The organism is Variovorax sp. NFACC27 (genome assembly GCF_048301545.1).
Classification (GTDB): domain Bacteria; phylum Pseudomonadota; class Gammaproteobacteria; order Burkholderiales; family Burkholderiaceae_C; genus Variovorax; species Variovorax gossypii.
This window is the reverse complement of record NZ_CP157613.1, coordinates 6,370,250-6,395,069: the sequence shown is the minus strand read 5'-3', so window position 1 is coordinate 6,395,069 and position 24,820 is coordinate 6,370,250. Positions and strand designations below refer to the sequence as shown.

Genomic DNA, 24,820 nt, shown 5'->3' with positions numbered 1-24,820 from the left:
TCAGTCCAGCGGGTGGAAGGTTTGGACGGTCCCGTCTTCGTTCACGGTCGCCCGATAGCGTTTGTATTCTCCGCCGTACTTGAGCCTGGACTCGAAGACCGGCTTGCCCTCGTAGCTCGACTCCTTGCCGTGCTTGAGTGTCTTGCCGAGCATCGAGGCGATGTCGTCCTGGCTCATGCTCGAGTTGAACTTCGACTTCTTGGGGAATCGCAGCGGGTCCACGTGCCGGTCGTAGATGTGCTTCCAGCCCGAAGCCGCATTGCCCTGCTCGAGCACGAAGTTGCGGCTGCCCCGGTTGAAGCCGACCGGCCGCGCGAGAGTCTCGCCGCAGATCCAACCCAGCGGGTCGATCCACCGGATCGGGTTGGGCGCGTAGCCGTGCAGGTTGAAGCCCCCGGCGAGCCCGATCGGATCGGGACTGATGAAGCGCCCGATGTCCGGGTCGTAGAAGCGGAAGGTGTTGTAGTGCAGCCCGGTGTCGCGGTCGAGGTACTGCCCCTGGAAGCGCAGGTTCTGCTCCACCGGTCGTGGCGCTTCCTCGCCCTGCCGGACGGGGCGGCCGTCGAGCGCGGTGACTTCCCATTGCTCGGCGACGGTCGCGCCCCAGGTCCTGTAGCTCGCGCGCCAGCACAGGTTGCCGTCGTCGCTGCTCAACTCCTCCGGCATGCCGGCGGGGTCGTTGTGGAAGTGCAGGACCTGCGCGGAGGGCAACGAGGCTGACGACACCGCCGCCGCAGGCGACGTCCTCGCGTCCACGCGCGCCATGGGCACGTGGCTGTCGGGCTCGTACACGTAGCTGACGACCTGCGAACCCCGGCGCTCCTCGATCAGCCGCAGCCCCTCCCAGATGAAGCGCGTGGTGCCGAAGGCATCGTGCCTGGCCACGCGGCGGCCCATGGCGTCGTAGTCGAAGCGCGCGACCTGGGTGGTGGCCTCATGCGTGTGCGGGCGTCGCGTGGTGTGCACGGCAACGAGGCGGTTCTCGTCGTCCCATTCGAAGCGCTGCTCGGTGTGCCTGCCCGACTTCTTGCACGCGAGCCGGCCGTGGCCGTCGTAGATGTAGCGCTTGTCCTCGAACACGCGCACGAGGTTGTCGCGCACATAGCCGCGTACCTCGCCGCGCATCTCGCCCCGGGGCGCTGTGGCCAGCGACGCATCGAGCAGGTTGCCGGCCGGGTCGTAGGCAAAGCGCTCCTGGTTGGCTGCGTCGCGCACGGCCTGCGCTGCGGGCAGCGGCATGCGCACGGTTTCTTCGATGCGGCCCGTGGCGTCGTAGCGATGGCCGGTCGCGCCTTGCAGCGAGTGGCGGCTCTGGCGCAGTTCGCCCGTGGGGTCGTAGCTGTATTCCTTCATCAGGCCGTCGAGCAGGCGGGCGTCGGCGGTGCCCGCGCTGTCCATGGCCTGGCGCCATGCGGTGTCCCGGGTGGTGAAGGAAGAAGCCAGCGACCCCGGCCGGCTCCAGGCCGCGGCGCGGCGCCCCAGCGGGTCGAGCGCGAAGCGCGTGGAGAGCGTGCCCTGGCTGCGCGCGATCTCCCTGTGCAGGTCGTCGCGCTCGATGTCGCTGATGAGCTGGTGCACGGCCGGCGCGTCGCCGCGCTGCAGCGAGAAGTTGACCTGGTGCAGGTGCCCCGAGCCGTAGTGCAGGTAGTTCAGCGCGCGCAGCTCGTCGGCCTGATCCGCCAGCGCGGGCAGCAGGGTCCGCGTGCGGTTGCCGAGCGCATCGTGTTCGTGGCGCAACTGGTGGCGCTCGCCGGTGACTTCGTCGATGGCCGTCTCGCCCACCAGCCGGCCGAGCCTGTCGTAGGCGAAGCAGCTGCGGTGCAGCGCGCGCAGCTGCACCGATTTGCCCTCGGCCAGCGGGCTCACCACTTCCAGCTTGACGGCGTCGATGAGCTGGTCGAGCGCGCTGTAGCGATAGCGGTAATGGTGCGTGGCCGTGCGCTTCTCCACGAGCCGGCCCACCGCGTCGCGGACGAGCTCGGTGCGCAGTGGCTGCGCCGCGCGGCGCGGGCCGGCCTGCGGGGCGTCGGGCGCGAGGTCTTCGTCGCCGATGCCGGGATGGTGGGTGATGGCGACCGGCCATCCGCCGGCGCCGTACTCCAACTGCACGCGCGTGCCGCCCACGCGGCGCTCTTCCACCACGCGGTCGGCGTCGTCGTACGCGAACTCGAAGCGCAGGCCGTTCTCGTTGACCAGCGACTGCAGCCTGCGGGCGCTGTCGTAGTTCCAGGCGACGTGCCTGCCCTCCGCGTCCTGACGCCACAGCGGCTCGCCGCGGCGGCCGAGTGCGAACCGGGTGGTGCGGCTCAGTGCGTCGGTGCTTGCGAGCAGCCGGCCCGCTGCGTCGCGGTGGAACGCCTGGTGGCTGCCGTCGGGTTGCGAAACGCCGAGCAGGCGCCCCATGGCGTCGTGCGTGAACCGCGTCTGCTGGCCCGCGGCGTCGGTCAGCGTCTTCAGGTATCCACGGTCGTCGTAGGCATGGCGCGTGGTCTTGCCGGAGCAGTCGGTGTGCGCGACGAGCTGGGCGCATTCGTTCCAGCTCAGCTTGCTGACGCCGCCCCTGGCATCGGTGATGGCGATGGGCAGGCCGCGCCTGTCGTAGCTGTATTCGGTGACGTGGCCGAGCGGATCGGTCTCGCGTACGAGGTTGCCCTCGTCGCTGTAGGCATAGGTCCAGGCGCTGCCGTCGGGCAGGGTTTCGCGCCAGGGCAGGCCGAGCTCGGTCCAGCCGGTGCTGTGCGTGCGGCCGAGCGCGTCGGTGCGGCTGCTCATGAAGCCCTGCGAGTCGTAGGTGCAGCGGGTGACGGCACCGCCGGGCTCCGTCATCGCCACGAGCTGGTCAAGCTCGTCGTAGTGCGCCCGCCAGTGCCGGCCCGAGGCGTCGGTGTACGAGAGCAGTCGGTGCTGCGCGTTCCAGCGCCAGGCGAAGACGCGGCCGAACTGGTCGACTGCGCGGGTTTCGCCGAAGGCTTCCGGGCCTTCTCCCTGCAGCGGAGAGAAGTCGACGTCCCAGCTCTCGCCGTCGTTGGTCCAGTGGCGGCGCACGCGCGCGTCCTTGCCGGTTCCGGTCCACGCGTAGTGGCACTCGAGCCCCGCGGCGTCGACGTGGAAGTTCATGAGGCCGCTCTGCACCTTGCCCTGCGCTTCGTAGCCGAAGCGGCGAACCACCTCGCCGTTGCGGTCGGTCACCTCCAGCAGCCGGCCTTCCGCGTCGTGCCGGTAGGCCACCAGCAGGCAGGGCGTTTCGCCCGGCGCGCCTGCCGCGAGGCGGACCGCGCGCAGCTGCCGGCCGTCGCCCGCGTAGTCGAGCGCGAGCAGGCGCCCGGTGCTGTCGGTCAGTTCGCCCAGCCGGCCTTGCGCGTCGTGGCGCAGTTCGATGAAGTTGCCGTTGCGGTCTTCGAGCCGCGAGAGCTTCAGTGTCTGTTCGCGCGGCAGGTCCTCGCGCGGCGGCTGGAAGATGAAGAACAGCCCGCCCGGTACATGGATGAAGTAGTGGCCGCTCTCGGTGCGGCACAAGTCCAGGCCGTCGCGCGGGCTGTATTGCCGCGTGCCGGGTTCGATGTCGGGCAGCTCCAGCAGCCGGCCCTGTTCGTCGACGAGCGTGAGCACAGGCTCGCCCGCCGCGCCGGTGCCGGGGCGCAGCTCCATCGCGTAGGGCAGGTTCCAGCCCTGTCCCAGCGCGCCGTCGCGGCGCAAGTCGTGGCTGCTGTAGAAGCGCTGCCATTCGATGGGCAGCGGCCCCGGCAGGGTGAAGTCGAGCTCGCTCTCGCCGCCCAGGAACTTGCCGCCGGTCGCCGCGTGCACCGGGTTGCCGAAGGAGCTCACCATGCCGTGGATGCCCATGCCCAGCCCCACGGCGCCTTCGATCAGGCAGGGCAGGGCGTTCCGGCCCTGCCGCGCGAGCTTCGGCAGGCAGCGCAGGCCCTTGTAGATCATGACCACGTTGAAGATGGTCACCAGCACCTTCGAGATCAGCGGCACCTCGTCGGCCACCTCGCGCACGCGCGCGGTCGGCCCGCCGATGAATACGGTGCGCGAGCCCTCGCTGATCTTGGCGCCGCACTCGGTGTGGTCGTCCTTGCGGGAGGCCACGCCCATGTTGATGAAGACGGTCTCGGAGCCTTCGGCCAGCAGGATCTGCGGCGAGTCCCTGGAGCAGCTCACGGTGTCCATGGGCACGTCGGGCGAGGCGCGCGCCGCGCCGGTGGCCTTGCTGTCGATGAACACGTCCGACGAGCCGCTGGTGATCGCGCCGGTGACGGTGAGCGTCTCGGGCACTAGCGCATCGGCGGCAGCCTCGCCGAGCCCTGCGCCGATGTAGCCGCCGGCGGCACGCGCGCCCACGACCACCAGCCCGGCCACGAGCGGCCCCGCCAGCCCGCCGGTGCCGACGATGGCCGCCGCGGCCAGCCCCGCCGCGAAGCCCACGGCGATGCCGCCGATCAGCCCGCCGGCGAACTTCGCCCAGAACCGCGCGTGCGCATTCGTGTGGGCGATGGGGTCGTGCAGGCGTGCTGCGGGCTGGCCGGCCATGGTGCGCTTGCGTGCGTGGCTTGGCGGCGTCAGCCTCGCGGCTGGAAGCTCGCGAGTGCCCGCTGCCAGATCGCGATGCCCTCGGTGTCGAAGGGCAGGGGGCTGCTGGCCGTGAGGATCAGCACGTTCCGGCTCGAGGCCGACGGAAGGAACACGGCCTGCCGCTGGTGCAGCGCCTGCCCGTTCTGCCTGAACTGCGTGGCGAGCTCGATGCCGCGCAGGTTCAGCATCGGCGAGCCGATGGCGACTTCGCCGCGCGACAGTTCCTTGAGCTGGCTCACCTGCCGCGTGAGGTCGTTCATCTGGCGCGTGACGAACTGCGGAAGGGTTTCCTGCGTTCGCAGCGCGTCGCGGCTCACGACGAGCGTGGTGCCCGAGCCGTCGGGCATCGCGAGGACGTTCATCGAGCGGTCGATGCGGCCGTCGTCGGGCACATCGAACTGGCCTTCCTGGATGTGATAGTTCATTTTTTTCTCCCAGCCTTTCGGGCGTGCCGCCTATGAGGGGTCGAAGGCCACGTGGGCCAGGCAGTCGGGGTTGCGCTCCGTGAAACCGAACGACAGCCGGCCCCAGCCGAGCGTGGCGGTATGGGTGGTGGCCTCGTCGAGCGACCGGCCGCGCGGCACTCCGGTGATCTCCAGGTTCGCGTAGTGCTGGCGAACCTCGGCCATCGGTACGCAGCGCCCGCCCAGTTCGAGAGCCAGGAAGCCCGGGTGCGGTCCTTCGCGCTTGATGCGAAGGTCGATGCGTGCGAGCTCGGTGCCATCCCCGAGGCGCACTGGCGTGCCCTCGAAGAAGCGGAACACGTCGCCGCCCTCCGCGTGCGTGTCGCTCAGGGTGGTGGAAAGCGTGCGGCCGACCTTCTGCGTGGAGAACGGCAGTTGCGCCGCCAGCGCTTCGATGGCCTGCCAGAGCGTCATGGCCGTGGCCTGCGGATTCACGGGTTCAGTGCTTGCCGCCATGGGTCTTGTCGTAGGAGTTGCCGTAGTACAGGGTGTATTGCTCGCCGGTGGTCGAGGTGTTGAGCGTGCCGTAGTAGCTGCCGGCCGCGGCTCGCGCGGCCTCCCGGGTACCGCCCTTGAGCATGACGTTGTAGGCATCGTTGAACGCGGCCACGTTCGTCGGGTTCGCTCCCTTGAGGATGTCGACCTTGGCCGCGCGCCAGACTTCGCGCTGCACCTGGATCTGGTTCAGCGCGGCCTCGCCCTCGGAGCTGAGCATGCTGTTGACGAAGGCGCTCTTCGAGGAAACATCGGGCTTGAACTTGTACGAGTAGACCGCGTGCCCGACCTCGTGCGACAGCGAGGCGGTGGTCCTGTAGGGGTCGCTCTTCTCGTTGCCGTCGATCACGATGCGCTTGACGCCGGAATTGGTGTTGGCATATGTGCCGCCGCCCGCGGCTCCATAGCCGATCTTCCATCCCTGGCCCTGCAGGAACTTGATCTGGTTCTGCAGCGTGGGCGATCGCGCCGAGATGGCATCGACGCCCTTGCCAAGACCGGTGGTCACGTAGCCAGGCGGCGCGGCGGCGGGTACGGCGCTCTCGGACGCGCCGGCCGACGTGGCCGCCGCCGCGGGTGCCACCGGCACAGCTTCCTCCACCACGGCTTCTTCGGCCTGGCTGCCGATGGGCGCTTCGCAATTCAGAAAAATCTTCCCGCCCCGCTGATCCAGGTTGTCCGTGAAGTTCACCAGTCCCTTCACCCCGTTGATCTTCACCGTCCCATCCGCCAGCAGCACGATCGACGACTTGCCGCAGATCAACGAGATGCTGGTCTTGGCCGTGACGAACACGTCCTGCTCGGCCGCCTGGACGAGCACCGACTTCTGGCCGGTGAGGTTGGCGTTGGCCGTGGTCGAAGTCACCGAGGCGTCGGTCTTCGACACCAGGTTGATCGCACCGGCGCTGGCGTGCGAGACGATGTCGCCGTCGGACACCACGTTGACCTGCCCGCCCTCGCTCACCTGCGTGAGCATGCCCTTGGCGGCCAGCTGCGTGAGCTGGGCGCCGGTGGTCATGGTCATCGCCGAGGTGGAGCGCATCGACACGCTCTGTCCCGAACTCATGACGATGGGCCGGGGGCTGATCATCGTCTGGCCCTCGGGGCTCACGATGGAGACCACGGGCTTGTCGATCCTGCGCGAGAGGTCGAGCATCTGCTGCGCATCGGCCATGGCCGGGTCGGGGTCGTCCGAGACGCCGGTTTCGGGCGATCCGCCGGCGGCCAGCGCGGTGATGGCCTGCGAGATGCCGCCCACCGACTGCACGCCCTGCACCAGCCCCGAGAGCAGCTGGTTCTTGCCCTGTGCCATGGCGCTCACGAGCGACTTGGTTGCCGCCACGGCCTGCCCCGCGGCCTGCATGAGCGCGCTGCTCTGCGCGAGCGTGGCACCCATGTGCTCGTGGCCGTCGGGGTTGTCGCGCGAGGTCTTCTGCGCGAAGTCCTGCGTGTAGGTGGTCAGCAGCAGGCCCTTGTCCGCGCGGATGGAACCCCACTCGTTGGTGCGCAGCTCGAAGCCGTAGCTGCGCTGCACGCCAGAGCCCTGGTTCATCAGGTAGCCCATGTGCAGGTGGGTGTTGCCGTGGTCGGTGGAGAGCTCGATGTGCTCGGTGCCTCGGCTGTCCTCGAATCGCAGCATGTGCTTGCCGCCGCCGCCCTTGCTCCAGTTGGTCTGGAAGCCGGTCTGGGTCTTGTGGCGCGGCAGCTCCCACGGCGGCATCTGCGCGGCGTTGTAGACGCAGCCGGTGACGATGGGGTGGTCGGGGTCGCCGTTGAGAAAGTCGACGATCACTTCCTGGCCGATGCGCGGGATGTGCATTGCGCCGTAGTTGCTGCCGGCCCAGGTCTGCGACACGCGTATCCAGCACGAGGAGTTCTCGTCGCGCCTGCCGTAGCGGTCCCAGTGGAACTGCACCTTGATGCGGCCGTACTCGTCGGTGTGGATCTCCTCGCCGGCGGGGCCCACCACCACGGCCGTTTGCGGCCCGGTGGTGCGCGGGCGCGGCGTGACGCGCGCGGTGCGGTAGGGCGCGCTGTCGGGCAGCACCTCGAAGGCCTGGCGGTAGCTGGTGCTGCTGGTCGATTCGCGGTAGGCCGCGTCGGCGGCGCCCGCCACGCGCAGGGCGTTCTCCTGGAAGTCGTAGGTGACGGCCTCGATCAGGTAGCGCCGGTTGTCCTCGGCGCTCGGATGGCGCGCCAGCTCGAACAGGTAGCCGGGCGCGATGTGGCGCAGGTTGCCTTCGGCGCTGACGAGCTCGCGCCGCCCGGCCAGTTGCTCCAGCCGCAGCCGCGCGTAGTTCTCGCCGTCGCCCATCTCGGTGTAGCCGCCGGGCCAGTCGTAGATCTCGAAGCTGTCGTGGCTGTGGCCCGCGGGCTGGCGGCGCAGCGTGTCGATCTCGGCGTTGGGCTTCCTGAAGTCGTAGTCGTCGGCCGCGAAGTTGCCCGGGGCGATGTCCTCGGCGTGATGCCAGGTGTCGATGAAGTCCTGCTCCAGGATCTGCGCCGCCAGCACGCCCGCGTGGTAGGGCACCTTCGGCGGTCCGGCGGGCAGGTCGGCGTGCGAGTCGGGGCCGTCGCACAGCACCAGCTGGTGGCTGCCCTTGGCGTGCGAGAAGAAGTAGTAGATGCCTTCCTGCTCCATCAGCCGGCTGACGAAGTTGAAGTCGGTCTCGGCGTACTGCACGCAGTACTCCCAGGTGCGGTAGTTGCCGCCCAGCCTGGCGTCGATGGCGAAGCCGTAGGGCGCCAGCACCTCCTGCAGGATCTGCGGCGCCGTCTTGAACTGGAAGATCCTGAAGTCCGACCGGCGCGTGGCGTACCAGAGCCACGGGCGCAGCGTGGCCTCGTACACGCACATGTCGCCGTCGTCCTTGCCGACGCAGGCGAAGCGCGCGACCTGGCCGCTGAGGAAGCGCAGGCCCGGCCCGCCCAGTTCGGTGGCGAGATTGATCTCGATGGTCATGTCCTCGCCGAGCAGTTGCTTCGGCGGGATGCCCTGCATGTCGCTCACGAGCCGCACGCGCGACTCGAACAGGGTGGAGATGCGCTCCTGTCCCGTCATCGAACGGAACTTGAGGCGCTCGCCCAGCGAGCTGTGGGCGATGAAACTGCGGGTCATCCTGACGCTCGGCCGACGGCGGGAATCAGGTCTCCTTGTTCTCCTTGATGTTCCAGGCCAGAACCGTCTCGGCGCCCTTGCCGCCCTTGTCGGTCTGTTCCCAGTACTGCTGCTTCACCTTGGCGGCCTGGAATGCGTACTGAACGAACACCGCGTCCGAGCCCTGTTCGGCCGTGTACTGCACCGAGGTCACCAGCACCTCTTCGAGCGTGACGCGGGTGTATTCGATCTGCGAGCCACCGGCCTTGCACACCGACACCTCCACCTTGCTCAGGTGCTTGCCGCTGGCGCAGTTCTTCAGCACCGACGGTGCCGCCTTGTCGATGCGCGCGAGCACCTGCAGGTCGTTGAAGCTGGCCTTGCCGACACCGCCGCCACCGCCGCTGACCATGTTGCCGGGCTGCGTCGCGCCCCACGCGAAGGACTTGATGTCCGTCCACTCCTTGTGGTTCGAGTCCTTCGATTCACCGTTCGCGCCTTCGACGCGCATGAACATGTCTACTGCCATGATTGATCGCTCCCTGGGTTGTTGCGTATGCCCGGAAGTTAAGCAAATCAGGCCCTGGCTGCCAGTGCAGAAGGTCACTGAGAAAAAAGAGCTATATGGGAAGCCGTATGGCCGGCGCGGACGGATACCGCCGATCCGGCCGGTTCCTTCCCCCCCGGGCACCGGCGCCGCGCGCTGCCCGCCCAGGCGCTGGGTACGTAGTTCCCCTCACGCCGTCGTCAGACAGCGATCAGCTAGCCCCAAGAGCATCGCATCGTCCGGATTTCCATCCGGATGGAGACGGGACCGGGCGGATTCACTCGCGCCGGTGGCATTCAACTACCCAGTACATCGGGAACGTATGAGAAACAGAAATCTTGTCAGGGGACTATTCCTCATGGCAATCGCGCTGGCCTTCGGCCTCACGGCGCTTCGCTACCCCATTGGAGACCTGAGCCGCGCGGGGCCCGGGCTCTTTCCGGCCCTCGTGAGCGGCATGCTGCTGGTGATCGGCGTGGCGACGGTGATCCGGGCCTTCTTCGTCGCGCAGGTGCCGCTGGTCTTCAACTTCAAGAACATCGGGCTCATCCTCGCGAGCCTTTGCGGGTTTGCTCTGATCTCGCAGTACGTGAACATGATCGCGGGCATCGTCTTCATGGTGTTCTGCTCGTCGTTCGCAGGCAGCTCGCCCTCGTGGGTGCGCAGCATCAAGATCTCGGCCGGCCTGATCGTGATGGCGCTGGCCCTCCAGAAACTCCTCGGCCTGAACCTGCCGCTTTACTGAGGTCACGACGATGGAAGTCCTTAACAACCTGGCGTTCGGCTTTTCTCACGCCCTGACCTGGCAGAACCTGATGTTCTGCGCCATCGGCTGCACCGTGGGCACGCTGGTCGGCCTGCTGCCCGGCCTCGGCCCGCTGGCCACCATCAGCCTGCTGCTGCCGCTGACCTATTCGATTCCCACGACCGGCGCGCTCATCATGCTGGCCGGCATCTACTACGGCGCGCAGTACGGCGACAGCGTGAGCGCGATCACGATGAAGATCCCGCATGCCAGCAGCATCGTGGCCTGCATAGACGGGTACGCGATGACATTGAAGGGGCAGACGGGTCTGGCGCTGTTCACGGCGGGCTTCTCCAGCTTCATCGGCGGCACGGTCGCCATCCTGGTGCTGTCGTTCCTGGCGCCCGTGCTCGGCGAGGTGGCCTTCCTGTTCGGTCCCGCCGACTACGTCTCGATGATGCTGGTGGGCTTCGTGTGCGTGAGCTTCGTGACCACGGGCAGCCTGCTCAACGGCCTGGCCATGTGCATGATCGGCGTGCTGCTCGGAACCATCGGCACCGACGTGAACAGCGGCATGCAGCGCTTCACGCTGGACCTGCCTTTCCTGGTGGACGGCGTCGGCATCGTGAGCATTGCGCTGGGCTGCTTCGGCATTGCCGAGATCACGAAGAATCTCGACTCGCGTGAAGAGCGCTCGCCCTTCAACGGCAAGATCAACCTGATTCCCACCTGGGCGGAGTTCAAGCGGATCATTCCCAGCGCATTGCGCGGCAGCGTGGTCGGTTCATTCCTGGGCATCCTGCCCGGCGGCGGCCCGACGATCGCGCAGTTCGCGGCGTATGCGATCGACAAGAAGGTCAGCAAGTACAAGCACGAGATCGGCTCCGGCTGCATCGAGGGCGTGGCCGGACAGGCTGCAGCCGACGAAGCGGCAGCGCGCACCAGCTTCATTCCGCTGATGAGCATCGGCATCCCCGAGAACGCCGTGATGGCGCTGATGCTGGCCGCCTTCATCATCAAGGGCATCCAGCCCGGACCGAACATGATCGGCAGCCACCCCGAGCTGTTCTGGGGCCTGGTCGCCAGCATGTGGATCGGCAACGTCTTCCTGCTGGTGCTCAACGTGCCGCTGGTGCGCTACTGGCTGTCGGTGTTCAAGATCCCGTACAGCGTGCTGTTCCCGTCGATCCTGTTCTTCTGCTGCATCGGCACCTACAGCGTGAACAACAACCTGGAAGACGTCTTCATCACGGCGGCCTTCGGCTTCATGGGCTACATGTTCATGCGCCTGGAGCTGGATGCGGCACCGCTGATGCTCGGCTTCATCCTCGGGCCGATGCTGGAGGAGAACTTCCGCCGCGCGATGCTGCTGAGCCGCGGCAGCTTCGGCACCTTCGTCTCCCGGCCCATCAGCGGCACGCTGCTGAGCCTGATCGCGGTCTTCGTCGTGTGGCAGGTCGTTTCGTTCGTCCTCCAGGCGCGGAAGAAGACCGCTCCGGCGGTGCCCGTGGCGCTCGAGCCGCAGGAGTAGCGCGAGAGCACGCGGCGAACGCACAAGCCAGCGGCGCTGTCGGCACCGCCCGGAAACCGGGTCGGCGCCGACAGCGCTTTTTCTTTTCCGGACGGGGCGGGTTGCCCGGCGGGTTTCAGCCCGGGAGTCGCGCGAAGCGGGACGGCAGGTATCGTTTCACGGAACTCCCTCCTGAACTTCACTGCGAATTCACCCACGGCGCGCACACTGCGTCCCGACAGCGGTTCGGCGCTGGTAGAGGCCAGGGAGAAAAAATCCGCTCAGGGAACCGCCTCGATGCCGACCGCTGTCGCCTTTCTTCCCGCACCTCGCACGGCCCTGCACCAGGCCGGACTGTCATCCGGATGACGCCATCGGCCGCTTCAATGAACCGCAGTCGCGCGGTTCATGTCCAAGTCCCGCGCCTTCACAAGGAGGAACGCCGTGAACGAGGAAGCGATCGACGCCTTCAAGGCCAGCCTGCAGAGTACCGCCGCCGAGCGTGAACAGGTGAGGAAGCTGGTGGCCGAGGGCCGCTGGCGCGATGCAGAACCTGACGTCGAACGCTCGCGCGCCTATGCGACGCGCCATCGAACGCTCATGTCGTCCAGCGGCGCGGAGTCCATCACCGGCGCCACCGAGGATTTCCAGCGGGCCAGCTTCCTGTCGCAGGGAGCGCGCAGCGCCAGGGCCGTGGGCTACGTCGAGGTCAACTACGGGACCAGGGCGGAGATCGGCACCGGCTTCATGGTCAGCCCGGCGCTCTTCATCACCAACCGCCACGTCATCCAGCACGAGTCCGCGGCGCGAGGCACGCAGGTGACCTTCTTCCGCGAGCTCGACGAGCGCGGCGTGCCGAGGCCCACGACCACCTTCCTGCTCGACCCCGACCGCTTCGCGCTGTTCTCGCCCGACGACCAGCTCGACTACGCCCTCGTCGCGCTGGGCCGTAGGCAGTCCGGCGAGGCCGAGGCCGGCGACCTGGGCTTCTGCGCGCTCTCGGACCAGCCGGACAAGCATGTGCTCGGGATGAACACGAACATCGTCCAGCACCCCTCGGGCTGGCCCAAGATGATCACGGTGCGCAACAACATCCTCACGGCGCGCACCGACCGCACGCTGCTGTACGAGACGGATACCGAGCAGGGCTCCTCGGGTTCGCCGGTGTTCAACGACGACTGGCAACTGGTTGCGCTTCATCACTGGGGCGAGCCCTTCATCGATCGGAATGCCCTCGGCGACAAGGCGCCGGTGAACGTGAACGAGGGCGTTCGCATCAGTGCCATCTATCGCGACCTCGCCAGTCGCCTGAGTGGGCTGCCGGCGCAGTGGCAGTCGCTGCTGCGCGATGCGCTTGCGCTCGGAGACCCCGGCAGCGCAGCCGCCGTGGGAAGCGACCGCAGGCTATCGCCGCCCCGGCCGTCGGCACGGGAGGCCAAGGAAGTCGAGATCACGAACCCAACCACGGAGCTTCACACCATGGACACCCCGAGCAGCGCATCGCCTTCCAGTTCCATCCGGCTGACCGTGCCCATCGAATTGACGATCAGCATCGGGCAGGCGGTGCAGGCGCAGCCCGTCGTCGACGACGCCTCCCGGTCCTCGCTTGCTTCCACTTCATTGCAGCCGAAGGTGCTGGCCCGTGGCGCCGAGGCCGTGCAGGTCGACCAGGACTACGGCAACCGCAACGGCTACGACTCGGCGTTCGTTCCCGGGCTGGAGTTGCCTCTGCCGCAGCCCTCGCCGGCTCTGGCGAAGCAGGTCGCCCCGCTGAGGGCGGAGGAGCCCGATGCCGCCGAGGGCGAGCTGAAGTACGAGCACTTCAGCCTGAAGCTGAACAAGTCGAAGCGCATCGCGCTCTTCACGGCAACCAACATCGACGGCGAGACCTATCTCGAAATCGACAGGAAGACCGGCCAGCCCAACGCGTCCGAAGGAGAGGTCTGGTTCAAGGACCCGCGCGTCAGCGCGAGCTTCGTGCTCGACCAGAGCTTCTACTCGGCATGGTCGACCTACTTCGACCGCGGCCACCTCACGCGGCGCACCGATCCGACCTGGGGTTCGGCGGAAGACGCCGCGCGCGCCAATGCCGACACCTTCCATTTCACGAACTGTTCGCCGCAGCATTTCAGGTTCAACCAGAGCGCGAGGTACTGGCAGGGGCTGGAGCGCTACGTGCTCGAGAACGGCACGCTCGCGGGCGACGTGCGGCGCAGGCTGGCCGTCTTCCAGGGGCCGATCTTCGACGACAAGATCGACCTGTGGGCGGACGACGTGCAGATCCCCTCGTCGTTCTTCAAGGTCGTGGTCTGGAAGGGGCAGGCCGGTCCCAGGGCCGTGGGGCTGGTGGCCGATCAGTCGAAGCTGCTCTCCGAACCCCGGCGCAGCCTGGGTTCGCCACAGGCGCTGGCTTCGGTGGACGTGAACCAGTGGCGCGTGCCCATCGAGAAGATCGAGGCCCGGACGGGGCTCGATTTCGGCGAACTGGTCCGGGGCGCCGACACCATCGCCGACGACGGCCAGCCGCGCGTGGGCGAGGGGCTGGTGCTCGTCAGGAGCTTCGAGAGCATCCGGCTCTGAGCGATGCCCTGAGCGAGCAGTCTCAGCCGAACGTGGTCGAAGGAGCTTCCGGCTCGTAGCGCAGCGCGGCGTCGTGGGTGGGAATGGGCTGCGTCAGGATCTGGGCCAGCCAGTGGTCGAGCGTGTTGCCCGGCGGCGGTGCGGGGCGCTGTTCGCGCAGGGGCTTCGCCATGGCGGTTGCATCGCGCGAGATCGGGCTCACCTCGTCGGGAAACCACCGGAAGATGTCGACCCGGCTCCTGTAGCCGTCACCCGAGCGCACGAAGAGAAAGCCCTGTCGTGCGTTGCCTTCCGCATCCACCGGAACACCGGCCGCCCGAAGGGCCTTGACCCTGGCCTCCGTGTCGAGGTCGAACGGCAGCTTCAAGGTGATGGTTGCGTTGTGGACCATCCGTCTCGCCATGGCTTTACCCTCATGCTTTCTGGTGGATCGATCGATTCGAAAAAGCTTTCCCGGGATATCGCTTCGGGAGGTGGCAAGCCTCCCGGCGGGGCGATGGCGCCCCTGTCTGCCTGCCTGTGCTACTTGTCGTGGTGCAGATAGCTCGCCTGCTTCGGCAGCAGCAGGCTCACGGTGAACGCCACGACCATCATGGCCGTCACGTACCAGTAGAAGTACGACTCGTGCCCGATCGACTTCAGCCCCAGCGCCACGTACTCGGCGCTGCCGCCGAAGATCGCGTTGCCCACCGCGTAGGAGAGGCCGACGCCCAGCGCGCGGATCTCGGGCGGGAACATCTCGGCCTTCACGATGCCGCTGATCGAGGTGTAGAAGCTCACCACCGCCAGCGCCAGCGTGATCAGCAGGCCGGCCGCCAGCGGGCTGCCCACGTTCTGCAGGTTGCTCAGCACCGGCACCGTCATCAGCGCGCCCAGCGCGCCGAACAGCAGCATGTTGCTGCGGCGGCCGATGCGGTCCGACAGCGCGCCGAACACCGGCTGCATGCACATGTAGATGAACAGGCAGGCCGTCATCACGTTGCTGGCGGTCTTGATCGACATGCCGGCCGAGTTCACCAGGTACTTTTGCATGTACGTGGTGAAGGTGTAGAAGATCAGCGAGCCGCCGGCCGTGTAGCCCAGCACCACGAAGAAGGCGCGCTTGTGGTGGGTGAACAGCTCGCGCATCGTGCCAGCGCCCTTGGCGGCGCGGGTCTTGGTGCTGGCGGTTTCGGTCAGCGTGCGGCGCAGCAGCAGTGCGACCACAGCAGCCACGGCACCCAGCACGAAGGGAATGCGCCAGCCCCAGGCCTTGAGCTCGGCCTCGTCCAGCAGCTGCTGGAGCACCACCACCACGACCACCGCGAGCAGCTGGCCGCCGATCAGCGTGACGTACTGGAACGACGAGAAGAAGCCGCGCTGGCCGCGCATGGCCACTTCGCTCATGTAGGTGGCGGTGGTGCCGTACTCGCCGCCCACCGACAGGCCCTGCAGCAGCCGTGCGGCCAGCAGCAGTGCCGGAGCGGCCGCGCCGATCTGCGCGTAGGTGGGCAGGCAGGCGATGACCAGCGAACCCACGCACATCATGACGACCGAGGTCACCATCGAGGTCTTGCGGCCCTTGCGGTCGGCGATGCGGCCGAACAGCCAGCCGCCGATCGGGCGCATCAGGAAGCCGGCGGCGAACACGCCGGCGGTGTTCAGCAGCTGGACGGTGGGGTCGGACTTGGGGAAGAACGCCGGAGCGAAATAGATGGCGCAGAAGGCGTAGACGTAGAAGTCGAACCACTCCACGAGGTTGCCGGACGAGGCGGCGAAGATGGCGAAGATGCGCTTGCGCTTTTCCTCGAAGGTATAGGGAGTGTTGCTGCTGGTGGCGGGTGCCGCGTCGGCGCTGGAAGCACCGGCGGCCGCGCTTGCGGTGGCGGTCATGAAAAGGGGTCCTTGTCTCTGGCTGGGGCCCGCCGCGTTAAGAAAAAAGTCACGCGGAGGCCGTTCGGCCGAGTCTGTCCGCCTCGGGTCGCGCTGTCGTCCGTAGCTGGGGGCGGGGCGTCTACGTATCGATACGCAAGGGTAAATACCTAGAGAGGCCTGGAGGTCCGGCGGGCCGGGCATCGGGAGCAGGGGCTTGACGGCCGTAAGGCGCCTTGCCGACAATCCGCCCGCAGCCGCCGTCACCAGATGGCGCTTCCGTAGGCGTTACCGTCATCCAACGCGTCCTTCGTCGAGAGGGTCCCAGCAGGGAAATCTCGAAGCATCGAAAGGCGCCACGGTATGCCCCCATCCTCCTGCCTCGCGACCGCCCGATCGAGACGCCCATACGCGCCGTCTTGCCGTGGCCGTTCGCGAGTCCGGCGTTCCAGGCCTGCCGCCGCCTTTCGAGTCATCCGACTCAACGAAAGAAAGGCAGCAACCATGAACACGACAGGCAACACCATTCTCGTCACCGGCGGCACCAGCGGCATCGGCCGCGCGCTTGCCGAAGCCCTGCTGGCGCGCGGCAACCGCATCATCGTCACGGGGCGGCGACAGGCCCTGCTCGACCAGATCACCGCGAACCGTCCCGGCTTCTTCGGGATACCGCTCGACATCGACGACCCGGCAGCGCTGTCGCGCCTCGCCGACGAGGTTCGCGCGCGCTTTCCCGAGCTCAACGTGCTCGTCGCCAATGCGGGGATCTCGCAGGCGGAGGACATGACCGCCGACAGCTGGGACGCTTCCGGCGCCGAGGCGATAGTGCGGACCAACGTCCTGGGCGTGCTGCGCGTGACGGCGGCGCTGCTGCCGGTGCTGAAGCGGCAGCCGGGCGCCACGATCATCGCGACCAGCTCCAACCTCGCCTTCGTGCCCCGCGCCGACTTTCCGGCCTACTGCGCCAGCAAGGCGTTCCTGCACTCATGGCTCCAGTCGCTGCGCCATCAGCTGCGCAAGATTCCCGTCGAAGTCCTCGAGCTTGCGCCGCCTTACGTGCAGACGGAACTGACGGGCGCGGGGCAGGCGTCCGACCCGCGCGCCATGCCCGTGGCTGCGTACGTCGCGGAGGTGATGCAACTGCTGGAGCGCAGGGACCATCCCAGGGGCGAGTTGCTTGTCGAACGCGATCGAGCCCGGCGATGGGCCGAGCGCGACGGTCGCTACGAGGCCACCTTCGAGGCCATGAATCCGCGTTAGAGCGCTCGCGCCGGCGCTACCTACAGCGCATGCTCCCGCAGAAACCGATCCAGCTGATGGCTGTTCGCCAGCCCCAGCTTCGCGAACACATGCGCCCGGTGCGTTTCCACCGTGCGCTGTTCCAGCGGCGCGAGTTCCTGCGCGATCTGCTTGTTGGGCTTGCCCTCGGCCACGAGGCGGGCGATCTGCATCTCGCGCGGAGTGAGCTTGTCCCACAGGGCCTGCGCGGCCTGGCGGGCCTGGCGGCGGGCGGCGACTTCGCCGGCCTGCTGCAGGGCGCGGGCGATGGTGTCGAGCAGGCGTTCGTCGTTGCAGGGTTTCTCGAGCCAGCCGAAGGCGCCGTTCTGCACGGCCTCCACGGCCACGGGAATGTCTCCGTGGCCCGACAGGAAGATCACCACCAGCGGGCTCTCCTGCGTGCGCAGCGCGTCGAACACCTGCAGGCCGCTCATGCCGCCCAGGCGCAGGTCCAGGATCACGCAGCCGGCGCGCTGCAGGTCGGTGCCTTCGAGAAAAGCCTCGCCCGAGGCGAAGGTCTGCACCGCGTACCCGCGCGACAGCAGCAACAGGCCCAGCGAGCGGCGCACGGCCTCGTCGTCGTCCACGATGCACAGGTTGTTGGCGGGAGCGCTCGCTGCGGTGGTGGCGTTCATGGCGGAGAGATTTCCAGCTCGAGTGTGAAGACTGTGCCACCGCCGGGTCGGTCGGCAAAGTACAGGCTCCCCCGGTGTGCTTCGACGATGGTGCGGCAGATGTTGAGGCCCAGGCCCAGCCCGCCGGTCTTGGTGGTGAAGAAGGGCGAGAACACCTGGTCGGCCACGGCCGGGTCGATGCCCGGGCCGCGGTCGGCAACGCGGATGTGCATGCGGCCTCCCTCCAGCCCGGCCTCGACTTCCACGACCCGCTGCTCCGGCGGCACGGCCTGCATGGCGTGCAGGCTGTTCGACAGCAGGTTCAGCAGCACCTGCTCGAGCAGCACGCGGTCGCCGCGCACGTCGGGCAGCCCCTGCGGAATGCGCAGTTCTGCGCGTGCCTGGCGCATGCGGATCTCGCCCTGCAGCAGCGCGAGCGCGTTGCCGGCCAGCGCGGCGACCGCGCAGTCTTCGGTGCCGACGGTGCGCTGGCGCACGAAGCCGCGGATGCGCCGCACGATCTCGGCGCTGCGCCGGGCCTGCGTCATGGCCTCGTCGAGGCTGCTCACCAGCAGCTGCTGGTTGCCCTGCTCGGCAAAGGCCTTGGCGGCGCTCGCGAAATTGCTCAGCGCCATCAGGGGCTGGTTCAGTTCGTGCGCCAGGGTGGATGCCATCTCGCCCAGGCTCGCGAGGCGCTGGGCGTGCTGCAGCTGCTCGTCGTTCTGGCGCTGCCGCAGCTCGGCGCGCTTCTGCTCGGTGATGTCCACCACCGAGCTCATCCAGCCGCTGTGCCTGCCGTCCGCATCGATCAGCGCGGCGGTGTAGACCATGGTGATGACCTCGTGCCCGTCGCGGTGCCGCAGGCGCGATTCGAAGCCCGAGCGCGCGGGCTGACCGCTCATCATGGCGTCGTACTGCCGCCAGTGCTGGGTCACGTCGTTCGGGTGCCAGTAGGGGTAGGGCGGCAGCTTGCCCAGCAGCTCGTCGGCGTCGTAGCCGGTCATCTCGCAGAAGGCCGGGTTGACATAGATGATGCGGCCTTCCAGGTCGCGCGCGCGCATGCCCACCAGCAGCGAGTCTTCCATCGCCTTGCGGAAGGCATGGGCCTCGTCGAGTTCGTGGGTGCGTTCGCGCACGCGCAGCTCCAGGTCGCGCCGCGCGTCGCGCTGCTCGGCGAAGCGGCGTTCGCGCAGCTGCCAGTACAGGCCGGCGAGCAGCAGAACCACGGCCAGCAGCAGGCCCAGCATCCAGGCGCGCTCGCGCGCGACGTCCACGTCGGCGTGGTCGGCCATCACGGTCAGCGTCCAGCCCAGGTCGGGCAGGCGCTCGTCCACCGCGAGGAACTGGCGCGGCCGGCCGCCGACGCTGGCGCGTACCAGATAGCTGTGCGCGCCTTCCTCGTGTTCCACTTTCCACGGCACCGCCTGGAAGCTGGTGCGCGTGCCGTACTGCTGGTCGCGCCGCATGCCCTCGAGCTCGGCGGCTGCCAGGGGGCGCGTGGACTGGTACATCCACGACGGCACCGAGCTCAGGAACACGACGCCGCGCGCGTCGGTCAGCAGGATGGGGTCGCGCACGAAGGTCCATGTCTCCTGCACCTGGCGCAGGCTCACCTTGACCGTCAACACGCCGCGCACCTCGCCGTCCGTGCCGCGCACCGGCGAGGAGATGAAGAGCCCGGGCTCGCCGGTCGTCTGGCCCACGCCGTAGAAGAGGCCGTTGCGTCCCGCGCGTGCGTCGATGAAGTAGGGCCGGTTGGCGTAGGACTGGCCGACGAAGCTCTGCGGCGTCGCCCAGTTGCTGGCCGCCAGCGTGAGGCCCTGCATGTCGATCAGGTAGAGCGCGTCGGAGCCGGCACGGCGGTTCACCCCCTCGATGTAGAGGTTGGCGCGCTGCTTCGCGGCCGGGTCGCCCGGATGGTCCAGCGCGGCCAGCACGAGCGGATGCAGGCCGGTGGTGAAGGGCAGGTAGTTGTACTTGCCGGCGGCATCGCGCAGGCCGAGCACGTGCACTTCCATGGCGCGCCGGATCGAATCGGCCTGGAAGTTCGCCTCGCGGCGCGCAGCCCACTGGCCGGCCAGGCCGATCAGCAGCAGGGCCAGCAAGCACGCTGCCGTCCAGGCGACCACGTTGCGGCGCCGGCGGCGCGGGCTGACGGCCGGGGAGGGCGTTGGCGTTTCGGGAGTGGTGGGCGGCATGGGGGAACAGGGCCGACCGGCGCGGCGGACGGATTTTGCCCTGATCCTCCCGACAGAGCTCTTGCCGCTCGCCCTCTGCCCGGTTCGCTCAGGCCGCGACCGGCTGCAGCTGCCTCGGCGCACGTTGCGCCGGGGTCGCGTCCAGCTGCCTTGCCAGCGCCTCCCAACGCACCCGCGCCGACACCACGCTTTCCTGCTTCACGTGCCCGAAGCCGCGGATCTGCTCGGGCAGCCGCGCCAGCGAGAGCGCCGTGTCGAAGTCGATGGTGTCGAAGCGAGCGAGCAGGCCCTCGACCATCGCACGGTAGTCCTCGGCGAGCTGCCGCTCCATGCGCCGCTCGGCGGTGCGCCCGAACACGTCGAAAGCCGTTCCGCGCAGGCCGCGCAATCCGGCGAGCACGCGGAACGCGCCCATCATCCAGGGCCCGAAGCTGGTCTTCACCGCACGCCCCTCGGCGTCGCGGCGACCCAGCACCGGCGGCGCGAGATGGAAGCGCAACACCGGCTTGCCCTCGAACTGCTCGCCGAGCTTTTCCATGAAGCGCTTGTCGGTGTACAGCCGCGCAACCTCGTACTCGTCCTTGTAGGCCATGAGCTTGAAGAGGCCCGACGCGACCGCCTTCGCCAGCACATTGCTGCCGCGCTCGCGCTGTTCGACTTCGCGCACGCGTTCCACCAGTTCCGCATAGCGCTCCGCATAAGCGGCGTTCTGGTACGAGACGAGGAACTCAGTGCGGCTCTTCACCAGCGCCTCGAAGCTCTGCGGCCGCTGCAGCGCGACCACCTTCTGCGGCGAGGCTTCGCGCGTCACCGCAGCGAGGTCGAGCGCCGCCTTGCGGCCCCAGCGGAAGGCCGACTGGTTCGCCTTCACCGCCACGCCGTTGATCTCGATGGCCTTGTCCAGCGCCCCGGCCGACAGCGGCACGAAGCCCTTCTGGAAGGCGAAGCCCAGCAGGAACAGGTTGGCCGCGATGGCGTCGCCCATGAGCCGCGTGGCCAGTTGCGTCGCATCGACGAAGTCGGCGCGGCCTTCCACCGATTCCTCGATCAGCGCGCGCACCTGCGCGGCCGGGAATTGCCAGTCGGGCTGCTGCGCGAAATGCCCCGTGGGCTGCTCGAAGGTGTTGACCAGCGCGTAGGTGCGGCCCGGCCGCATCCGCGCGATGGCGTCGGGCGCGCCGGCCGTCAGCATGTCGCAGCCCAGGATCAGGTCGGCCTCGCCGGTGGGAATGCGCTGCGCCTTCAGCTGAGAGGCGTCACGCGCGATGCGTACGTGCGAGGTCACCGAGCCGTTCTTCTGCGACATGCCCGTCATGTCGAGCACGCTCACGCCCTTGCCTTCGAGGTGCGCCGCCATGCCGATCAGCGCGCCGATGGTGATGACGCCCGTGCCGCCGATACCGGTGATGAGGATGTTGTGCATGCCCTCGAGCGCGAGCTGCTTCGGCTCGGGCAGCGGTGCCTCTTCGGCTGCGGCCTTCGCGGCGACCGGCGCTTGCTTGCGCGGCTTCACGCCTTCCACCGTCACGAAGCTGGGGCAGAAGCCCTTGATGCACGACTCGTCGGCGTTGCAGGCGCTCTGGTCCACGGCGCGCTTCAGGCCGAGTTCTGTCTGCTTCGGCAGCAGCGCGGTGCAGTTCGACTGCTCGCCGCAGTCGCCGCAGCCTTCGCACACCGCGTCGTTGATGAACACGCGCCGCGCGGCCTGCGGAAACTCGCCTTTCTTGCGGCGGCGGCGCTTCTCGGCGGCGCACACCTGGTCGTAGATCAGCACCGAGACGCCCTCGAACTCGCGCAGCTCGCGCTGCACGGCGTCCATGCTGTCGCGGTGGTGCACGGTGAGCACGAAGCCCTCGCGATCCGGCGGCAGCACGCTGCGGTCGGCCCAGCGCGACGGGTCTTCGGCCACAAGCGCGAGGCGCTTCACGCCCTCGGCCGCCATCTGGTGCGCGATGCGCGGCACGGTGATGGGGCCGTCCACCGGCTGCCCGCCGGTCATGGCGACCGCGTCGTTGTAGAGGATCTTGTAGGTGATGTTCACGCCCGCCGCCACTGCGGCGCGGATGGCGAGCGAGCCCGAGTGGTAGTAGGTGCCGTCGCCCAGGTTCGCGAACACGTGCCTGCGCTTGGAGAACCACGCCTGCCCGAGCCACGGCGCGCCTTCGCCGCCCATGTGCGTGGTCGTGCGGTTGTGCTCGGGGTAGATGGCGGTGGCCATCACGTGGCAGCCGATGCCCGCGAGCGCGAGGCTGCCTTCGGGCACCTTGGTCGAGGTGTTGTGCGGGCAGCCCGAGCAGTACCAGGCCGGGCGCGAGGGCGTGGCGACTGCCTTGCCGAGCACCACGTCCTTCGCGTCGAGGATGGCGAGCCGCATGCGGATGCGGTCGCTGGTGTGAAAGCGCGCCACGCGCCCCGCGATGACGCGCGCGATCTGTGCCACCGAGAAGTCGGCCGTGGCCGGCAGCAGCCACTTTCCGCGCGGATGCGCGCCCCATTCGCCCTGCTCGTCGAATTTGCCGATCACGCGCGGGCGCACGTCCTCGCGCCAGTTGTAGAGATGCTCCTTGAGCTGGTATTCGACGATCTGGCGCTTTTCTTCCACGACCAGGATCTCCTCGAGCCCGTCGGCGAACTCGCGGATCGAATCGGGCTCCAGCGGCCAGGGCATCGACACCTTGAAGAGCCTGATGCCGATGCGCGCGGCTTCGTCGGCGTCGATGCCCAGTTCTTCCAGCGCCTCCAGCACGTCGCGGTACGACTTGCCCGAGGCCACGATGCCAAGGCGTGCCTTCGGCGAATCGATGGTCACGCGGTTCAGCTTGTTCTCGCGCGCATAGGCGATGGCTGCGTAGATCTTGTAGTCCTGCATCAGCGCTTCCTGCTTTCGGGCCTGCACGCCGAGCGTGTCGGTCGACAGGCGCGCGTGCACGCCGCCGGGCGGGAACACGAAGTCCGAAGGCAGCCGCGTGTGCACGTCGAGCGCACCGGCCGGGATGGAGCCCGAAGACTCCACCGTGTCCGCCAGCGCCTTGAAGCCCACCGGCAGGCCCGCGAAGCGCGACATCGCGAAGCCGTGCAGGCCGAGCTCGATGTACTCCTCCACGCTCTGCGGATAGAGCATCGGGATCATCGACGCGGCGAACAGGTGGTCGCTCTGGTTGGGCAGCGTCGACGAAGACGCGCCGTGGTCGTCGCCCGCCACCAGAAGCACGCCGCCGTGTGGCGAGGTGCCCGCGTGGCTCATGTGCTTGAACACGTCGCCGCAGCGGTCCACGCCCGGCGCCTTGCCGTACCACATGGCGAAGACGCCATCGACGGCGGACTCGCCCGTCAGGTGCACCTGCTGCGTGCCCCAGACGGCGGTGGCGGCCAGCTCTTCGTTCACGCCGGGCAGGAACTTCACGGCGTTGGCTTCGAGCTGCGGCTGCGCCTTCCACAGTGCTTCGTCGAGGCCGCCGAGCGGCGAGCCGCGGTAGCCCGAGACGAAGCCTGCGGTGTTCAGCCCGGCCTTCTGGTCGCGCCACTTCTGCACGAGCATGAGGCGCACCAGCGCCTGGATGCCGCTGAGGTAGATCCGGCCTTCGGTGGCCGTGTATTTGTCGTCCAGCGCAACGCTGGCCAGTTCGTGGGATGCCATGACTGAAAAAGACTCCGGGTAGGACTCGTTGGAATGCGGGCATGGCCCCGGTAGAGGGCCGGCTCGCCGAACGCTCCGGCGGGGTAGACGCCGGAACAGCAACGATTCTTCCGCGCTGTCTACGGAAAGTGCTTCTTCGTTTGGGCAAAGCACGGCGCATTCCGGAAGATCTGTCTCTTGCGGGTGCGATCCGCCGAAAGTATTTCGGCCGAGGCCATGGCCCCTGCTGGCCCGACAATGTCGGCCTCGCAGACCGACCCCGAACCCCATGAGACCCGACCTCGATTCGCTGGCGCTTTTCCTGCGCGCCATTGAGCACGGCAGCCTGTCGAAGGCCGCGGCCGAGAGCCACATGGTGCTGTCGGCCGCCAGCCGCCGGCTGGCCATCCTCGAAGAGCACCTCGGCGTGGCGCTGCTCAACCGCACCTCGAGGGGCGTGACGCCCACCGGCGCCGGCGAATCGCTGGCCGTGCATGCGCGGCAGATATTGCGCGACGTCGACCGCATGCGCGCCGACCTCTCCGACTACGCGCAAGGCGCCACCGGCCGCGTGCGGCTGCATGCCAACGCGTCGGCCATGGGCCAGTTCTTGCCCGACGACGTGGCGAGCTTCCGCCAGCGCTACCCCGAGATTCGCGTGAGCGTGGAGGAGCACCGCAGTGTCTACATCGTGCAGGCGATTCGCGACCGGCAAGCGGATGTGGGCGTCATTACCAGCGAGGCGGCAGACCCGGCGCTGCACTTCATTCCGTACCGCACGGACAGGCTGGTGGCCATCGTGCGGCAGAAGCATCCGTGGCGCGGGCGCGAGGTCTCGTTCGAGGAACTGCTCGACTACGACTTCGTCGGCTTGGAGGACGACTCGGCCATCTCCCGCACCATGGAAGACGCCGCGATGAGCGCGCGCAAGGTGCTGCGCCTGCGCGTGCGGGTGAAGAGCTTCGAGGCCGTGTGCCGGATGATCGAAGCGGGCATGGGCGTGGGCATCCTGCCCGAAGGCGCCGCGGTGACCTATCGCAAGGAGATGAAGCTGCGCTTCATCAACCTCACCGATGCGTGGGCCTCGCGCCGCATGTACCTGTGCACGCGGCAGGAGGCGTTGAGCTTTCCGCAGCGGCGGCTGGTCGATCACTTGCTGGCGCGCGGCATGAGCTAGCGGCTGCGCTATTACCCAGGCGTGCCTGGGGTGTCTCGGGGGTTACACACAAGAACCATAAAAACGGCCGCGG

General features: G+C 68.2%; 15 protein-coding genes. 5 read left to right on the top strand and 10 right to left on the bottom strand.

From position 1 onward, the window contains the following. Genes ABL840_RS29865 through ABL840_RS29845 form a run of 5 tightly spaced genes read right to left on the bottom strand, consistent with a single transcriptional unit; the run spans position 1 to position 9,160 of the window. Positions 1–4,533 carry an RHS repeat-associated core domain-containing protein gene (locus ABL840_RS29865; RefSeq protein WP_093301817.1) on the bottom strand — a complete coding sequence of 1,511 codons (4,533 nt, stop codon included), beginning with the start codon at positions 4,531–4,533 and terminating at the stop codon, positions 1–3. A 29-nt stretch (positions 4,534–4,562) separates the two neighbouring features. Continuing rightward, positions 4,563–5,000, bottom strand: a complete 438-nt coding sequence (locus ABL840_RS29860; RefSeq protein WP_093301815.1) for a DcrB-related protein — start codon at positions 4,998–5,000, stop codon at positions 4,563–4,565. A gap of 30 nt (positions 5,001–5,030) precedes the next feature. Continuing rightward, a complete protein-coding gene (locus ABL840_RS29855; RefSeq protein WP_418116058.1) occupies positions 5,031–5,495 on the bottom strand; it encodes a hypothetical protein in 465 nt (154 codons plus the stop codon). Further along, positions 5,479–8,652: a type VI secretion system Vgr family protein gene (locus ABL840_RS29850; protein ID WP_093301814.1), complete on the bottom strand. Its 3,174-nt coding sequence runs from the start codon at positions 8,650–8,652 to the stop codon at positions 5,479–5,481. Before ABL840_RS29850 ends, ABL840_RS29855 begins: the two co-directional genes overlap by 17 nt. A 25-nt stretch (positions 8,653–8,677) precedes the next feature. Further along, positions 8,678–9,160, bottom strand: a complete 483-nt coding sequence (locus ABL840_RS29845; protein WP_093197348.1) for an Hcp family type VI secretion system effector — start codon at positions 9,158–9,160, stop codon at positions 8,678–8,680. A gap of 376 nt (positions 9,161–9,536) precedes the next feature. Here ABL840_RS29845 and ABL840_RS29840 point away from each other — a divergent pair, with 376 nt between their 5' ends. The 3 genes from ABL840_RS29840 to ABL840_RS29830 all read left to right on the top strand — a co-directional run bounded on the left by ABL840_RS29840 (position 9,537) and on the right by ABL840_RS29830 (position 14,013). After that, on the top strand, positions 9,537–9,923 hold the full coding sequence (locus ABL840_RS29840) for a tripartite tricarboxylate transporter TctB family protein (protein WP_093197345.1): 387 nt from the start codon (positions 9,537–9,539) through the stop codon (positions 9,921–9,923). A gap of 10 nt (positions 9,924–9,933) precedes the next feature. After that, complete coding sequence (locus ABL840_RS29835) at positions 9,934–11,454, top strand: tripartite tricarboxylate transporter permease (protein ID WP_093197342.1); 1,521 nt, start codon at positions 9,934–9,936, stop codon at positions 11,452–11,454. Positions 11,455–11,877: 423 nt separating this feature from the next. Next, a complete protein-coding gene (locus ABL840_RS29830) occupies positions 11,878–14,013 on the top strand; it encodes a DNA/RNA non-specific endonuclease (protein WP_418116057.1) in 2,136 nt (711 codons plus the stop codon). A 22-nt stretch (positions 14,014–14,035) separates the two neighbouring features. On the opposite strand, the gene ABL840_RS29825 is transcribed toward ABL840_RS29830, so the two are convergent. Next, entirely contained in the window at positions 14,036–14,404 is a 369-nt protein-coding gene (locus tag ABL840_RS29825; protein WP_176947465.1) for a hypothetical protein, read from the bottom strand. A gap of 131 nt (positions 14,405–14,535) precedes the next feature. After that, positions 14,536–15,885: an MFS family transporter gene (locus tag ABL840_RS29820; protein ID WP_093301811.1), complete on the bottom strand. Its 1,350-nt coding sequence runs from the start codon at positions 15,883–15,885 to the stop codon at positions 14,536–14,538. A 483-nt stretch (positions 15,886–16,368) separates the two neighbouring features. Here ABL840_RS29820 and ABL840_RS29815 point away from each other — a divergent pair, with 483 nt between their 5' ends. Beyond that, complete coding sequence (locus tag ABL840_RS29815; protein WP_093301809.1) at positions 16,369–17,124, top strand: SDR family oxidoreductase; 756 nt, start codon at positions 16,369–16,371, stop codon at positions 17,122–17,124. Positions 17,125–17,144: 20 nt separating this feature from the next. Here ABL840_RS29815 and ABL840_RS29810 read toward each other — a convergent pair whose 3' ends face one another. The 3 genes from ABL840_RS29810 to ABL840_RS29800 all read right to left on the bottom strand — a co-directional run bounded on the left by ABL840_RS29810 (position 17,145) and on the right by ABL840_RS29800 (position 23,591). After that, the gene (locus ABL840_RS29810) at positions 17,145–17,777 is read right to left on the bottom strand and encodes a response regulator transcription factor (RefSeq protein ID WP_093301808.1); all 633 of its coding nucleotides are present in this window, start codon (positions 17,775–17,777) and stop codon (positions 17,145–17,147) included. Further along, positions 17,774–19,954 carry an ATP-binding protein gene (locus tag ABL840_RS29805; protein ID WP_093301806.1) on the bottom strand — a complete coding sequence of 727 codons (2,181 nt, stop codon included), beginning with the start codon at positions 19,952–19,954 and terminating at the stop codon, positions 17,774–17,776. The genes ABL840_RS29810 and ABL840_RS29805 overlap by 4 nt, the downstream gene beginning before the upstream one ends. 88 nt (positions 19,955–20,042) lie before the next feature. Continuing rightward, positions 20,043–23,591, bottom strand: a complete 3,549-nt coding sequence (locus ABL840_RS29800) for an indolepyruvate ferredoxin oxidoreductase family protein (protein ID WP_093301804.1) — start codon at positions 23,589–23,591, stop codon at positions 20,043–20,045. A 268-nt stretch (positions 23,592–23,859) separates the two neighbouring features. Here ABL840_RS29800 and ABL840_RS29795 point away from each other — a divergent pair, with 268 nt between their 5' ends. Next, positions 23,860–24,747 (top strand): LysR family transcriptional regulator, encoded by an 888-nt coding sequence (locus ABL840_RS29795; protein ID WP_093197325.1) that lies wholly within the window; start codon positions 23,860–23,862, stop codon positions 24,745–24,747. Positions 24,748–24,820 lie beyond the last annotated feature (73 nt).